The sequence below is a fragment of the Streptomyces sp. URMC 126 genome (assembly GCF_051386555.1).
Lineage (GTDB): Bacteria > Actinomycetota > Actinomycetes > Streptomycetales > Streptomycetaceae > Streptomyces.
Genome location: NZ_JBPQTX010000200.1, coordinates 1 through 13271, shown reverse-complemented (window position 1 = coordinate 13271; position 13271 = coordinate 1). Strand labels below are relative to the sequence as shown.

Annotated in this window: 13 protein-coding genes and 1 pseudogene; 6 read left to right on the top strand and 8 right to left on the bottom strand. The window is 72.5% G+C overall.

Annotated elements, in window-relative coordinates:
* Nucleotides 1-307 precede the first annotated feature (307 nt).
* A complete protein-coding gene (locus ACSNOK_RS22365; protein WP_436782530.1) occupies nt 308-1006 on the top strand; it encodes a class I SAM-dependent methyltransferase in 699 nt (232 codons plus the stop codon).
* 87 nt (nt 1007-1093) lie between these two features.
* On the opposite strand, the gene ACSNOK_RS22360 is transcribed toward ACSNOK_RS22365, so the two are convergent.
* The 7 genes and pseudogenes from ACSNOK_RS22360 to ACSNOK_RS22330 all read right to left on the bottom strand — a co-directional run bounded on the left by ACSNOK_RS22360 (nt 1094) and on the right by ACSNOK_RS22330 (nt 6231).
* Nucleotides 1094-1549: a peptidoglycan-binding domain-containing protein gene (locus tag ACSNOK_RS22360; RefSeq protein ID WP_436782529.1), complete on the bottom strand. Its 456-nt coding sequence runs from the start codon at nt 1547-1549 to the stop codon at nt 1094-1096.
* Nucleotides 1550-1752: 203 nt separating this feature from the next.
* Nucleotides 1753-2142 carry a hypothetical protein gene (locus ACSNOK_RS22355; RefSeq protein ID WP_436782528.1) on the bottom strand — a complete coding sequence of 130 codons (390 nt, stop codon included), beginning with the start codon at nt 2140-2142 and terminating at the stop codon, nt 1753-1755.
* A gap of 273 nt (nt 2143-2415) precedes the next feature.
* Nucleotides 2416-2616 carry a DUF397 domain-containing protein gene (locus ACSNOK_RS22350; protein ID WP_436782527.1) on the bottom strand — a complete coding sequence of 67 codons (201 nt, stop codon included), beginning with the start codon at nt 2614-2616 and terminating at the stop codon, nt 2416-2418.
* A gap of 13 nt (nt 2617-2629) precedes the next feature.
* Nucleotides 2630-2752 (bottom strand): annotated as a pseudogene (locus ACSNOK_RS22345) (DUF397 domain-containing protein); the annotation flags it as partial.
* On the bottom strand, nt 2706-3656 hold the full coding sequence (locus tag ACSNOK_RS22340) for a helix-turn-helix domain-containing protein (RefSeq protein WP_436782526.1): 951 nt from the start codon (nt 3654-3656) through the stop codon (nt 2706-2708). The gene ACSNOK_RS22340 and the pseudogene ACSNOK_RS22345, both read right to left, overlap by 47 nt.
* A 511-nt stretch (nt 3657-4167) precedes the next feature.
* Nucleotides 4168-5085: a hypothetical protein gene (locus ACSNOK_RS22335; RefSeq protein WP_436782525.1), complete on the bottom strand. Its 918-nt coding sequence runs from the start codon at nt 5083-5085 to the stop codon at nt 4168-4170.
* A 3-nt stretch (nt 5086-5088) separates the two neighbouring features.
* Nucleotides 5089-6231 (bottom strand): glycosyltransferase family 4 protein, encoded by a 1143-nt coding sequence (locus ACSNOK_RS22330; protein WP_436782524.1) that lies wholly within the window; start codon nt 6229-6231, stop codon nt 5089-5091.
* A 229-nt stretch (nt 6232-6460) separates the two neighbouring features.
* Between ACSNOK_RS22330 and ACSNOK_RS22325 the strand changes: the two genes are divergently transcribed.
* Nucleotides 6461-7735 carry a glycosyltransferase 87 family protein gene (locus ACSNOK_RS22325; protein ID WP_436782523.1) on the top strand — a complete coding sequence of 425 codons (1275 nt, stop codon included), beginning with the start codon at nt 6461-6463 and terminating at the stop codon, nt 7733-7735.
* Nucleotides 7736-7922: 187 nt separating this feature from the next.
* Here the strand turns inward: ACSNOK_RS22325 and ACSNOK_RS22320 are convergent, their stop codons facing one another.
* The gene (locus ACSNOK_RS22320) at nt 7923-9734 is read right to left on the bottom strand and encodes an AMP-dependent synthetase/ligase (RefSeq protein ID WP_436782522.1); all 1812 of its coding nucleotides are present in this window, start codon (nt 9732-9734) and stop codon (nt 7923-7925) included.
* Nucleotides 9735-10001: 267 nt separating this feature from the next.
* Here ACSNOK_RS22320 and ACSNOK_RS22315 point away from each other — a divergent pair, with 267 nt between their 5' ends.
* From ACSNOK_RS22315 to ACSNOK_RS22300, 4 genes are all read left to right on the top strand, one after another.
* Nucleotides 10002-10781 (top strand): metallophosphoesterase family protein, encoded by a 780-nt coding sequence (locus tag ACSNOK_RS22315; RefSeq protein ID WP_436782521.1) that lies wholly within the window; start codon nt 10002-10004, stop codon nt 10779-10781.
* Nucleotides 10782-10855: 74 nt separating this feature from the next.
* Nucleotides 10856-11305 (top strand): SRPBCC family protein, encoded by a 450-nt coding sequence (locus tag ACSNOK_RS22310; protein ID WP_436782520.1) that lies wholly within the window; start codon nt 10856-10858, stop codon nt 11303-11305.
* A gap of 35 nt (nt 11306-11340) precedes the next feature.
* On the top strand, nt 11341-12612 hold the full coding sequence (locus ACSNOK_RS22305; protein ID WP_436782519.1) for an ArsA family ATPase: 1272 nt from the start codon (nt 11341-11343) through the stop codon (nt 12610-12612).
* Nucleotides 12613-12778: 166 nt separating this feature from the next.
* The coding region (locus tag ACSNOK_RS22300) for a DUF5304 domain-containing protein (RefSeq protein ID WP_436782518.1) at nt 12779-13271 on the top strand (493 nt) is incomplete at its 3' end.

Below are 13271 nucleotides of genomic sequence, written 5' to 3'. Positions count from 1 at the left end.
GGTGGATGCGCGGGCGGGCGGGGCGGTGGACGCTCGTCGTGCCCGGAACGCCGCCCGGAACGGTCGCTTTCCTCCATGATCGGTCCGTGATGCGGTGGCTCATTCCCCGGGAGTCGTCACGCGGCCGCTCTTGAGCCCCACCCGTCGCAGTGCGAAGATCGGCCGCCGAACGCCGCCACAGCCCGCCCACTGCCCACCGGACGCTCTCGGTATCCGCCCGCCGCGGCGCCCGCCGTCACCCGAGGCGGGCTCGGCCCCGGCCCCGCGAGGCGTGCCGAGTCGTCGTCCACACCCGATGGGGGAAGTCTTGTCGACGCCACAGTACGACCGCATCGCCGCCCGGAACGGGGAGATCGACCGCCTCCTGCGCGCCTACCGGGAGGACGTAGAGATCCCCTCGGTCCTCCGGGCCCTCGGCCCGGTGGACGGCGCCTCGGTCCTCGACCTGGGCTGCGGCGCGGGCCCGTTCACCCGGTTGTTGCGCCGCGAGGGCGCGGCCGACGTGCTCGGCGTGGACGCCTCCGCCCCGATGGTCGAACTCGCGCGGCGCGCGGAACAGGAGGAACCGCTCGGGGTGCGGTACGCGGTGCGGGACATCGCCGACCTGCCCGTCCTGGGCGCCTTCGACGTCGTCACCGCGTTCGCCGTCCTGCACTACGCCGACACCTTCGACACCCTCACCCGCATGTGCCACGCCGCTCACACCAACCTCGCCCCGGGGGGACGCCTGCTCGCCCTCGTCGGCAACCCCCGCCTGGAGCCCGGGGTCACCCAGCCCAACGGCTTCGTCCTGCACCGCCCGGACGCTCCGCGCGACGGCGACCCCTACACCGTCTCCCTCCCCACCACCCCGCCCTCCACGCTCACCGTCCACTACTGGACCTGCGCGGCGTACGAGAAAGCCCTCACGGACTGCGGCTTCACCGACGTGACATGGGCGCCGGTGTACGGACTGCCGACGGGCACCGAACCCGTCAACCTCATCGTCACCGCCCGCCACCGGTAATCGGCGCGCGGGGCGGCGGGGGACCGGGCGGGAGAGCCGGCATGTCGCCGGCCCTGCCGCCCGGCGGCACCGGAACGCCGGAGGGCGTCAGATCCCGTTCGCGAAGTTCTTGAACGCCGCCGTCGTCTTGGGGCCGGCGATCCCGTCGATCGCGCCGCTGTACCCCCAGCCGCCGTCCCGCAGCATGTACTGCAACGCCGTCAGGGTGCCGCTTCCGACTATCCCGTCGATAGCGCCCTTGTAGCCCCATGCCTCCTTGAGACAGCGCTGGATCGCCTTCCAGCTCTCAGTGCCCAACTGGCCGTCGATCGCACCCTTGTAGGACCAGTACTGCTTCGCCCAACGCTGTACCTTCTTGGCTTCCGATGCGTTCAGCCCCAGGTTGTTCACCGCGAGGACGGTGAGATCCTGGGAAGCCACCACCGGTGCGGCGGCCGGCTGGGACGCCGCGAAACTGTTGCCCGCGGCGGCGATGCCTCCGGCCGTGAGTCCTGCGACGGCGGTGATGCTGACGAGGGTCCTCGTCAGAACGTTCGGTCGCATGCGTTTCCCTTTCGGGTCGGCGGGCGGTACCGGACGCGGCTTGGCGCTCTGAACTCAAGGGTCGCGTGCGATGCCACCCGTACTTGGTCGGAGCGTGCGTGAAGAGGGCGCGGGTCGTTCCGTGACCCGACCGCTTCAGCGCGGTACGGACCAGAAGCTAGCGGCGACGGCGCGCACCACTCAACCGCTTCCCCACACCTGTCTCAAACAGTGTGGGAGCGACAATCGGACAGCGGCGGGCGGAACTCGTGCACCACCTGAATCCTGCCGACGATGTGAGCGTTGAACTCGTCGAGCTCCTCGGCCGGCACCCACAGTTCGAGAATCGTCCTCCCGCCTGCCTGACGCACCGGATACCTGCGCAGGAAGTCCGACTCCACGTCGAAACGGGTGACGAAACCGGCCCCGTCGTGTTTGACGTTCCAGTCCCGCGCGATTCTGACGGCGTAGTCCTCGTTCAGCACCGGGTAGAAAATCGGCTGCTCCGGAAGCCGCGGCGGCCAGGCCCGCCAGTCCAGCTCACGGACCAGCTCCAGCTCCTTGGGGCCGGTCGGGCGCCACAGGGTGGTCGTGTCGGGTCGTCGGCTGGTCATGGGAGGCGCTTTCCGTGACTGGGCGGCCGCTCATACGGCCGGCGGTGAGGCCCGACCGTATCGACGGCCCCCGCATGGCGGCCATCGAGTTTCGCACCAGGCCGGTGCCGACGGGCCGGGCCGCGCTCGGCGATGGCTTGCCCCGTAACTCGCGGCTCGCCGCCGCGAGCGGACCACAGCGATGATCGGACCGAGCCAGCGCCGACCTGACGGCCGACGCGGGCTCTCCGCACGGGCTGGCGGGAAAGGGCGCCGATAAAGGCGATCTCCTGGTCAGCGCGCCATGACGCTTGTGAGAAATGCGGACCAGGCGGATACGGGGAAGGCGAGTGCCCGCTCGGTCGGGCGTTTACTGTCGCGGACGGGAACGAACCCGGCTCGGGCGCAGGCGGGGGCCCATTCGAGGCATTGGCCGCCGTTGCCCGCGCTGTAGGTCGATTTTTTCCATGCCGCGTGGGCGGGGATGGTCCTCATGAGGCCCCTTTGATCAGCACGTCTTGACGCTTTCCACGAAGGCGGACCAAGTGGGGGCCGAGAAGAGGAGCGCCGGGCCGGCCGGGTGTTTACTGTCGCGGACGGGGACGGTGCCGGAGGACGGTACGAGATTGCGGGCGAATTCGACGCATTGGCCGCCGTTCCCCTCGCAATAGCTGGACTTCGTCCACATAGCGCGGGGCCGGCCGTAGGGGGTGTTCATTGGTGTATGCCTCCAGAACGTGACGGATGAGAGTCAGCGAGTCGTCGCGAGGCAACGCGTCGGCGCGCAGCCTCTCGTAGGCGTGACGTGCTTCGGCTACCACCTGTGCCGAGTCGTTCGTCTGCCCTCGCGTGTATGTCTCCTCGTAGAGGACATCGGTGTTGTCCTGCCTGGTAAACAGGATGAAGGAACTGCCGCGGGCGGGAGTTGGCGCATCGACCGGAAAGACTTGCAGCGTGATGTGCGGTGATTGCGAAGCCGCCAGTAGGTGTTCGAGCTGGCCCCGCATGACACCAGGTCCGCCTACGTTCGACCACAGGATGGACTCGTGCAGGATCACCCACAGCGATGGTGGGTGGGGGTTGTCGAACAGCTCGCGTTGCCGCAGCCGTTCCTCCGCGCGCGCCTTGATCTCGGTGTCCGTTTCCTCCGGGTGCGCCGCCCGGAAGATGGCCTCGGCGTACTCCCGGGTTTGAAGGATTCCCATGACGAAGACCTTGGAGTAGTCGCAGATCGCCCGCGCCTCGCGCTCCAGTTGCAAATAGGGGATGAACCACGCCGGAGACCCTCCATCCGCAGCCCGCTGCCGCATGCGGGCATACGTGCCCGGGGTACCGAAGACCCGATCGCACTGCATGGCGAAGGCCGCCGACGCGAGCTGCTCGCCGCGTTCGACCTTGCTGACGTACGGCTGACCGCAGTGCAGGGCCTCGGCGAGCTGCTCCTGGATCCAGCCGCGTGCTTCGCGGGCTGCCTTGACCTCCTCGCCGAACTCGCGCGCAGGGGCGACCGGTTCGCCGGGTGAGCGATCGATCATGTGTTCAACTCCCGTTATTCCAAGCTGGATTGGAATCCCGAAATACCTGTTCAGGCCAGGTCATGCGGGTGGAGTGTAGAGCCCCACGGTTGATGCCCGCTCACCTTGAGCGGAACACCAAGGAGGTCGAACGCGTGAAGCAATCGAGTGTCGGCTACCGGCCCGGAGCCTGGCTGACGCCGGTCGGGTCCGGTCGGCGACGCTCGAAGAGCGGGAGCGGGCGGGCGTCCCCGGCGGGAAGGGCAGTGGCGTGCCGGGCGTCGGTCGGCGAGGTGGCGTATGAGCGCCCGGTCGTTCCCGCCGCCCATGTGGGACCCGCCGCCCCTGCCGCCGACGCCGCACGGGAGCGGGCCGTTGGTGAATCCCGCGCCGCACGAGTGCGGGATGTGCCGGTGGTACACCGCCGCCGAGAGCGCGGCCCGGCTGCGCGGGGACGGGGAGGCGGCGGAGGTGTACCGGCGGAGACGGGCCGGACATCAGGCCACGTACCCGCACCGCAAGGAACCGGAGGTCAGGGCTTCGAGTCGTGGGCGAGGGGCTCGGTGATCTCGTTCGACCAGTCCGTGCCGAGGGCGGCGGCCAGGTGGTGGAGTGCTGCTTCGGTGCGGCCGTGGACGGCGAGTTCGGTGTCGCCGTAGCCGGTGTCGTGGTAGGCGAGGACGTCCGGGCCGCCCAGGATCTCCGTGTGGGCGCCCAGTTCCCGCCAGGGGAGCAGGCCCGTCGGGCGCAGCAGCTCGCGGAGGCGGGTCATGGCCTCCGGGGAGAGGTCGGGGTCCTCGACCGTCCAGCCGTAGTGGGCGGGGAGGCGGACGGCGGCCAGGTGGAGGAAGAACTCCGAGACCGAGTGGCTCTGGAGGGTCCACTCGCCGTCCTCGACCGTGACGAGGACCGGGGGGTCGGTCAGGTGCGCGCGGGCCGCCGGGTAGCCCCACTCGTTGCAGAACTGGTCCTCGGTCATCAGCACGCAGACGCGCGGGTCCTCGTCGGGGCCGGTGAACGGGTTGTCGCGGGGCAGGCCGTCGGCGACGCCGTAACCGGTGGGGTCGGGGCGGATGGTGGGCGGCCGGACGGGGTTCGTCCAGTAGAGCCGCCGGCGGTCGGCGAAGGAGTTGAAGGGGAGGTCCCACCACTCGTTCAGGGCGGGGGGTATGGGGAGGCGGCGGTCGACGTCGTCCGGCTCGGATTCGGCCCCGGGCTCGTCCCCGGGCGTCGCGTCGGGGCGCAGGCCCGTCACGTACTCCTTGTGCGCGTCCGGCTCTTCGCGCTCCCGGCGTTCGCCGCCGGTCGGCTCGTACCCCCACTCCTCCTGGAAGGCGCGCAGCAGCTCCCAGCGGGCGGCGCTGCCCGCCGGGGCCGTCGCCGCCACGTGGCGGGCCGTCTTCAGTCGGTTCGCGAAGCGGCCGTAGTCGGTCTCCGTTGCCGGGGGCATGGCTTACAGCAGCCCCTTCAGGCGCTCCGCCAGCAGGTCCCAGCGCCAGCGCTCCTCCACCCAGGCCCGGCCGCGCGCCCCCATGCGGGCGCGGAGCTCCGGGTCGAGGAGGAGCGTCGCGATCCGGTCCGCCGTCTCGGCGGCGGACTCGCCGCGCACCACGAAGCCCGTCTCGCCCTCCAGTACCGCGTCCGGTGCTCCGCCGGAGTCGCCGGCGACGACCGGCAGGCCCGTCGCGGACGCCTCCAGGTAGACGATGCCGAGCCCCTCGACGTCCAGGCCGCCACGCCGGGTGCGGCAGGGCATGGCGAAGACGTCGCCGGCGCCGTAGTGCGCGGGGAGCTCCTCCCACTCGACCGGGCCGGTGAACCGGACGGACGCGGCGACGCCCGTCTCCTCGGCGAGTTTGCGCAGGTCGTCGGCGTACGGGCCGCCGCCGACGATGAGCAGGACGGCGTCCGGGACCCGGGCCAGGACGGCGGGCAGGGCGCGGATGAGGGTGTCCTGGCCCTTGCGCGGGACGAGCCGGGAGACGCAGACGACCACCGGGCGGTCGGTGAGGCCGAGCCGGGCCCGGACCGCGTCGCCGCCCGAACCGGGGTGGAAGGTCTTCTCGTCCACGCCGGGCGGGAGTTGGACCATGCGGGCCGCCGCCTCGCGGGTGAGGGCGGAGGCGATGCGGGAGCGTGTGTACTCACCCAGATAGGTGATCGTGTCGGTGCCCTCGCCGATGCGCCGCAGCAACTGCCGCGCGGCCGGCAGTTGCGCCCAGCCCGCCTCGTGCCCGTGCGAGGTGGCGACGATCCGCCGCGCGCCCGCCGCGCGCAGCGCCGGGGCCATCAGGCCCAGCGGGGCCGCCGCGCCGAACCAGACCGAGGAGCAGCCGTGTTCCTTCAGCAGGCCCACCGCGCGGCGGGTCACCCGGGGGGTCGGCAGCAGCATCGTCGTCCGGTCGCGCACGACGCGGAACGGCTGCTCGGCGTCGAACCGGGCGGTCGCCGCCACGCCCTCCCGGCTGCGCTTCCACGTCGACGCGTAGACGACGATCTCCGCCGGGTCCAGCCGCAGCGCCATGTTGTGCAGGAACGCCTGGATGCCGCCGGGGCGGGGCGGGAAGTCGTTGGTGACGATCAGGGTCTTGTGCATGCCGGTTCGTTCGCTTCTCCGTCCGCGCGCTGAACGGCGCGGGTGTCGTGGGGGCGGTGCCGGGTGGCGGTGGCGTGTGCCGACAGTACCCGGTGCGTCCGGGCGGCGATCGGGCGGCAATGACGCCACGACCCCGCACGTCACGGAGGACCGGCCACCGGACGGGCATCATGCCTTCCAGTGACGGCACCATCACCGCGCGTGGTGCCCCGACGGGACGAGGTGGACGATGGCGGGCTCCGGTACGGGCTCCTCCGGTACGGGCTCACGACTGCGGCTCCTGCTCACGGTGGGGGCCGTGTGGGCCGTCACCCGGGCCGTCCTGCTGCTGTGCGTGTTCCGGGTGCTGGACATGCCCGGTTCGGACGTCGGCATCGACATCGAGGTGATCTACCGGCGCTGGTACGGGGTCTTCCGGACCGGCGTCTTCCCGTACGACGACGTCACGTGGCAGTACCCGCCCGCCGCCTCGCTCGCCGTCCTCTCCCCGGGGCTGCTGCCGTTCCTCGACTACGCGCACGCCTTCTTCCTCGTCTGCTGGACGGCGGACGCCGCGATCCTCGGCATGCTGCTGTACGCCGTCCGGGACGGGCGGCGCAGCGCGCGCGGCGTGTGGGTGTGGGTGCTCGGAGTGCCGCTGCTCGGGCCGATCGTCTACGCCCGGTACGACGTGATGGTGACCGCCGTGGCCGTCGCCGGACTCCTGGCCCTGAGACGCCGGACCCGGCTGGCGGGCGCGCTCGCCGGCTTCGGCGCGCTGCTGAAGGTGTGGCCGGTGCTGCTGCTCGCCGGGGTGCCGCGGGGAGCCCGGACGCGGTCGGCCTGGAGCTCGGCCGTCGTCACGGCCGTCGTCTTTCTGATGCTCTTCGCCGCCGCGATGCCCGGCGCCCTCGCCTTCCTGACGTTCCAGCGGGACCGGGGGACCGAGGTGGAGTCGCTGGGATCGCTGGTCTTCCACCTGGCCCGGCACTTCGGGTGGCACGGGCGGGCCCGGCTGCACTACGGGTCCGTGGAGTTCCTCGGCCGGCACGTGCACGCGGTGAGCGCGCTGGCCCTCGGGCTGAGCCTGGTGGCTTTCGGGTGGCTGCTGCTGTGGCGCCTGCGGGCGCGGCGGTTCGAGGAGTGCACGCCGTCCGACGCGGCGTTCACGGCGGTACTGCTGTTCACGACGACGAGCCGGGTGATCAGCCCGCAGTACGTGGTGTGGCTGATCGGGCTCGCGGCCGTCTGCGCCGCTTGCCGGACGACGCGGCAGGGGTTGCCGATCGTGCTGGTGATGGTGGCCGCGCCGCTGACGCAGCTGGAATTTCCCATCTGGTTCCAGCACGTCATCCGCAGTGATCTGCTGGGGGTGGCGACGTTGACGTTGCGCAATGCTTTGCTGGTGGCGGCGACGGTGATTGCCTGCCGGCGGCTTTGGCGGGCCACGGTCGGTGTGCCGCCTGCCGCGGCGGGGGAGCCGGAGCCTCCGGCCGAGCGGCGGTCGGAGCTTGTGTCGGGGTGAGGGTGCCCCGGTCCCGCCCTCTCACCGTTTCCTGGGGCTGCCGCCCCAGACCCCCTTGTCGCGGCTTCGCCGCTCGTCCTCAAACGCCGGACGGGCTGGATAGTGCGCCCTGGCGCGCACTCCAGCCCGTCCGGCGTTTGAGGACAACCGCGCGGAGCGCGGTTTCAGGGGGCCGGGGTGCTCCCCGCTACCCGTGATAGATCGCCTCGATCTCGTGCGCGAAATCCTTCGCCACCACATTCCGCTTCAGCTTCAGCGACGGCGTCACATGCCCCGACTCCTCCGTGAACTGCCCCGGCAGGATGCGGAACTTCCGTACGGACTCCGCCTTCGACACCGCCGCGTTGCCGTCGTCGACGGCCTTCTGGACGTCGGCGAGGAGCTCGGGGTCGTCGGCGAGGTCGGCGGCCGTGAGGCCGGACCGCTTGCCGTGGCGTTCGAGCCAGCGGGGGAGGAAGTCCTCGTCGAGGGTGACGAGGGCGCCGACGAAGGGGCGGCCGTCGCCGACGACCATGCACTCGGCGATGAGGGCGTGGGCGCGGATGCGGTCCTCGATGACGGCGGGGGCGACGTTCTTGCCGCCGGCGGTGACGAGGATCTCCTTCTTGCGGCCGGTGATGCTGAGGTAGCCGTCCTCGTCGAGGGTGCCGAGGTCGCCGGTGTGGAACCAGCCGTCCTCCAGCGCTTCGGCGGTGGCCTTCTCGTTGTTCCAGTAGCCGGTGAAGAGGTGCTCGCCGTGCAGCATGACCTCGCCGTCGTCGGCGATGCGGATGACGGAGCCGGGGAGCGGCTGGCCGACCGTGCCGATCTTCGGGCGGTCCCAGGGGTTGAAGGCGGTGGCGGCGCAGGACTCCGTCAGGCCGTAGCCCTCCAGGACGGTGAAGCCGATGCCGCGGTAGAAGTGGCCGAGGCGCTCGCCCAGCGGGGCGCCGCCGGAGATGGCGTGGGTGGCCCGGCCGCCGAGGACCGCGCGGAGCTTGCCGTAGACGAGGCGGTCGAAGAGCTTGTGCTTGAGCTTCAGGCCGAAGCCCGGCCCCGACGGGGTGTCCAGGGCGCGGCTGTAGGCGATGGCGGTGTCCGCCGCCGCGTCGAAGATCTTGCCCTTGCCGTCCGCCTGGGCCTTGGCGCGCGCGCCGTTGTAGACCTTCTCGAAGACGCGCGGCACACCGAGGATCAGGGTGGGGCGGAAGCCCGCGAGGTCGTCGGTCAGGTTCTTGATGTCGCTGACCATGCCCAGCCGGATGGGGGCCATCAGCGCGGCCACCTCGACCAGCCGCCCGAAGACGTGCGCGGCGGGAAGGAAGAGGAGGACGGAGGAGTCGCCGGTGCGGAAGAGGGGCTTGAGGCGCTCCACCGCGTTGCCGCACTCGGCGAAGAAGCTGCGGTGGGTCAGGACGCAGCCCTTGGGGCGGCCGGTGGTGCCCGAGGTGTAGACGATGGTCGCGGGGGTGTCCGCGTCGGCCAGCGCGCTGCGCTCGTCGACCTCCTCGTCGGTCAGGTCCGCGCCGGCGGTCCGGAGGGTCTCGACGGCGCCGGCGTCGTCGGCGGCACCTTCGATCTTCCAGACGTGCTTCAGGTCCGGCAGCGACGCGCGGACGGAGGCGACGGCCGCCTCGTGCGCGTCCGTCTCCACCAGGCAGGCCACGGCCCCGGAGTCGCCGAGGATCCACTCGATCTGCTCGGGGGAGCTGGTCTCGTAGACGGGGACGGTGACGCCGCCCGCGCTCCAGATGGCGAAGTCGAGCAGCGCCCACTCGTAGCGGGTGCGGGAGAGCAGCCCGATCCGGTCGCCCGGCTTCACACCGGAGGCCATCAGGCCCTTGGCGGCCGCGCGCACCTCGGCCAGGAACTCGACCGCGGTGACGTCCTGCCACCGGCCGTCCACCTTGCGTCCTATGACCGCGACATCTGGGTGCAGCGAAGCGTTCCGGCGGATGAGATCCGTCAGGTTTCCGTCCGCTGGGACCTCGTAGAGGGCCGGAAGGCTGAACTCGCGCAAGACTGCTGCTCCTCGTCGGGCGCCGGCGCCGCCGCGTCGTCGAGGGGCGCTGCGTCGGCTGCGGTCCATGTAATTCGGGCACGGTGAAGGACGGCCCGGACGTTACCCACCAGTACTGGTTTCGAATAGAGGGTCACGCCCAGATGTTCTGTGCGTCACATGCCGCGGGACCGCTTTCCGCACCCTAGCCCCTCCCCTCGGTGACCCGGAAGTAACCGCAGGTCGTGGCCCTTCCGCCGGGCCGGACCGCGATCTAGGGTGCTGCCCATGCGAGGCTCCTCAGGCACCAGGGTTCATGTGGTCAGCGACGTGCACGGGAACGCCCGGGACCTGGCCCGCGCGGGCGACGGCGCCGACGCCCTGATCTGCCTCGGCGACCTCGTCCTCTTCCTCGACTACGCCGACCACGCGCGCGGCATCTTCCCCGAGCTGTTCGGCGCCGAGAACGCCGGCCGCCTCGTCGAACTGCGCACCGCCCGCCGCTTCGACGAGGCCCGGGCCTTCGCCCGCGGCCTCTGGGAGGGCATGGACCGCGCCTCCGCCATCGAACGGGCGGTCCGCAAGCAGTACGCGGAGCTCTTCGCCGCCTTCCCCACCCCCACCTACGCCACCTTCGGCAACGTGGACATCCCGGCCCTCTGGCCGGAATTCGCCCGCCCCGGCACCACCGTCCTCGACGGTGAGCGTGTCGAGATCGGAGGGCGCGTCTTCGGCTTCGTCGGAGGTGGCCTGCGGACGCCCATGCGCACCCCCTACGAGATCGACGACGAGGCGTACGCCGCCAAGGTCGAGGCGCTCGGCGAGGTCGACGTCCTCTGCACCCACATCCCGCCCGACCTGCCGGAACTCTGCTACGACACGGTCGCCCGGCGCTTCGAGCGCGGCAGCTCCGCGCTCCTGGAGGCGATCCGCGCCACCCGCCCCCGGTACGCGCTCTTCGGCCACGTCCACCAGCCGCTCGCCCGCCGGATGCGCGTCGGCGTGACCGAATGCGTCAACGTCGGGCACTTCGCCTCCACCGGTACACCGTGGGCCATGGAATGGTGACACGCCGGGAGAGGTAGCCTTCACCGGCAGACAGCACAGACAGTCGGCCGGACCGGCACGGAGGAGCCACAGCGATGGCGGAACACACCAGCTCGAGCATCACGATCGAGGCGAGCCCCGCCGAGGTCATGGCGGTGATCGCCGACTTCGACCGCTACCCGGCGTGGACGGGCGAGGTGAAGCAGGCCGAGGTGCTGGAGCGGGACGAGCAGGGCCGCGCCGCCAAGGTGCGCCTGGTGCTGGACGCGGGCGCGATCAAGGACGACCACACCCTCGCCTACAGCTGGCCGGACGAGCACACCGTCTCCTGGTCCCTGGTGAAGTCGGCGATGCTGCGCCAGCTCGACGGCTCGTACAGCCTGAAGCCGCTGGACGGCGGGCGCCGCACCGAGGCCACCTACATGCTCACCGTCGACGTGAAGATCCCCATGCTCGGGATGATCAAGCGCAAGGCGGAGAAGGTCATCATCGACCGCGCCCTCGCCGGCCTGAAGCAGCGCGTCGAGACCGTCGCCGCCTCCTGACCCGCTCTTCCGCTCCCTCTCCCGGAGGCTCCCCCTTGCGTACGGTCCTCGTCACCGGTCCCGGAGGCGCGGGCCGTACCACCGTCGCGGCCGCCACCGCGCTGGCCGCGGCCCGCTCCGGGAGGCGTGTGCTGCTGCTGACCACCGACCCCGGGCCGGTGCCGGACGCCGTCCTCGGCACCGCGCTGCCGGACCGCGGCGGCGACGCGCGCCGGCCCTTCCCGCCGCCCGTCGAGGCCGCCCCCGGGCTGTGGGCCGCCCGGGTCGCCACCGGCGAGCACTTCACCGCCCTGGCCCACGACCTCCAGGAACGCGGCGCCGCCCTCTTCGACCTGCTGGGCGCCGCCCCCCTCGACCCCGAGGAGTTCACCGAGCTCCCCGGCGCCGAGCCGCTCGCCGTCCTCGCCGCCCTGCGCGCCGCCCACCGCGGCGACGGCACGCCGTGGGACCTGCTCGTCGTCGACCTGCCCCCCGGCCACGACACCGTCCGGCTGCTCGCCCTGCCCGGACAGCTCCGCCGCTACCTGCGCCGGCTGCTGCCGCCCGAACGGCAGGCCGCCCGCGCCCTGCGCCCGGTGCTCGCCCAGCTCGCCGGGGTGCCGATGCCCGCCCAGCGGCTCTACGAGCTCGCCGGGCGCTGGGACGAGGAGCTGGCCGCCGTCCAGGATGTGCTCGACGCCGACGGCACCACCGTCCACCTGGTCGCCGAACCCGGCCCGCTCACCGCCGCCGCCCTGCGGACCGTCCGCGCCGGCCTGGCCCTGTACGGCTGCCGGCTCGGCGCCCTGGTCGCCAACCGGCTGCTGCCCGACGGCGACGACCCCTGGCTGGCGGGACGGGCGGAGGCGCAGCGGGCCGCGCTGAAGGGGCTGTACGAGGAGTACGGAACCGGGGGCGTGCCCGTCCTCGAACTGCCGCACCTCGGCCGGGACCCGCTGGGCATCGAGGGCCTCTTGGGCCTCGGTGGTCTCGACGGCCTCGGCGGGCCGGCGGACGCCGCCGGGCCCGGGCCGGAGCCCGCACTCCTGCCGGCCCCGGCGCCGGGGCCGCTCCCGGCCGTCGAGGACCGGCTGGCCGAGGACGACCTGCTCGTCTGGCGGCTGCCGCTGCCCGGCGCCGAGCGGGACCGGATCGGACTGGTCCGGCGCGGCGACGAACTCATCGTCTCCGTCGGGCCGTTCCGCCGCGCGCTGCCCCTGCCGTCCGCCCTCCGCCGGTGCACCGTCTCAGGGGCCGGGCTCCGCGACGGCGCCCTGTGCGTGCGCTTCACCCCCGACCCGGACCTGTGGCCCCGGACGGCATCCTGAGATCCCCGTAGGGGCCCCGGGCGACCCCTACGGGTGCGGGCCGCGGGGGCTCATGGGCGTGCACCCCTAAGGGTGGCCGGGCACCCCTACGGGTGCGCGCAGCGCCCTGAACGGCATGGCCTCCTTCGGGTACCGTCGAAGGAAAGACCAGCCCCAGGAGTCCGTCGTGAACGATGCCACCGAGCGCCCCGCCTCCCCGGCGGAACCCGACCCCGACGCCTGGGAGGCGGCCTGCGCCGAGGACCTCGCCGAGGAGCGCGCCCGCAGACGGGAGCGGTCCGGGGCGGGCCAGGCGCCCGGCTCCGCCGCCGACGAACTGCGCAAGCTCGTCGACGCGGTCGCCGACAAGGTCGCGTCCTTCCAGCTGCCGCTCGCCGGCGCCGTCGCCCAGGGGGCGGTCCAGCAGGTCGTCGAGCGGGCCAAGGCCGTCGTCGAGCCGGTCATCGAACGCAACCCCGACGTCTTCGACCACCTCGCGTCCGCCGGCTCCGAGCTGCTGGCCGCCTACCGGGCCGCCGTCCGGGGCCAGGAGCAGCGGTGGACGCGGAGCGCCGCCGAGGACCGCCCGGCCCGCGAGCGTCCGGCGGGAGACCGCCCGGCGGGGGACCGCCCCGCCCCGGGCCGCGGCGACGACGGCGGCGAGGCCGCGGGCGGCACCG

Excerpts from the sequence above, each read along its gene's own strand:
- ACSNOK_RS22335 (WP_436782525.1), bottom strand. The coding sequence starts at position 5,085 with ATGCCCCCGGCAACGGAGACCGACTACGGCCGCTTCGCGAACCGACTG.
- ACSNOK_RS22315 (WP_436782521.1), top strand. The coding sequence starts at position 10,002 with ATGCGAGGCTCCTCAGGCACCAGGGTTCATGTGGTCAGCGACGTGCAC.
- ACSNOK_RS22325 (WP_436782523.1), top strand. The coding sequence starts at position 6,461 with ATGGCGGGCTCCGGTACGGGCTCCTCCGGTACGGGCTCACGACTGCGG.
- ACSNOK_RS22350 (WP_436782527.1), bottom strand. The coding sequence starts at position 2,616 with ATGAGGACCATCCCCGCCCACGCGGCATGGAAAAAATCGACCTACAGC.
- ACSNOK_RS22330 (WP_436782524.1), bottom strand. The coding sequence starts at position 6,231 with ATGCACAAGACCCTGATCGTCACCAACGACTTCCCGCCCCGCCCCGGC.
- ACSNOK_RS22355 (WP_436782528.1), bottom strand. The coding sequence starts at position 2,142 with ATGACCAGCCGACGACCCGACACGACCACCCTGTGGCGCCCGACCGGC.
- ACSNOK_RS22340 (WP_436782526.1), bottom strand. The coding sequence starts at position 3,656 with ATGATCGATCGCTCACCCGGCGAACCGGTCGCCCCTGCGCGCGAGTTC.
- ACSNOK_RS22310 (WP_436782520.1), top strand. The coding sequence starts at position 10,856 with ATGGCGGAACACACCAGCTCGAGCATCACGATCGAGGCGAGCCCCGCC.
- ACSNOK_RS22360 (WP_436782529.1), bottom strand. The coding sequence starts at position 1,549 with ATGCGACCGAACGTTCTGACGAGGACCCTCGTCAGCATCACCGCCGTC.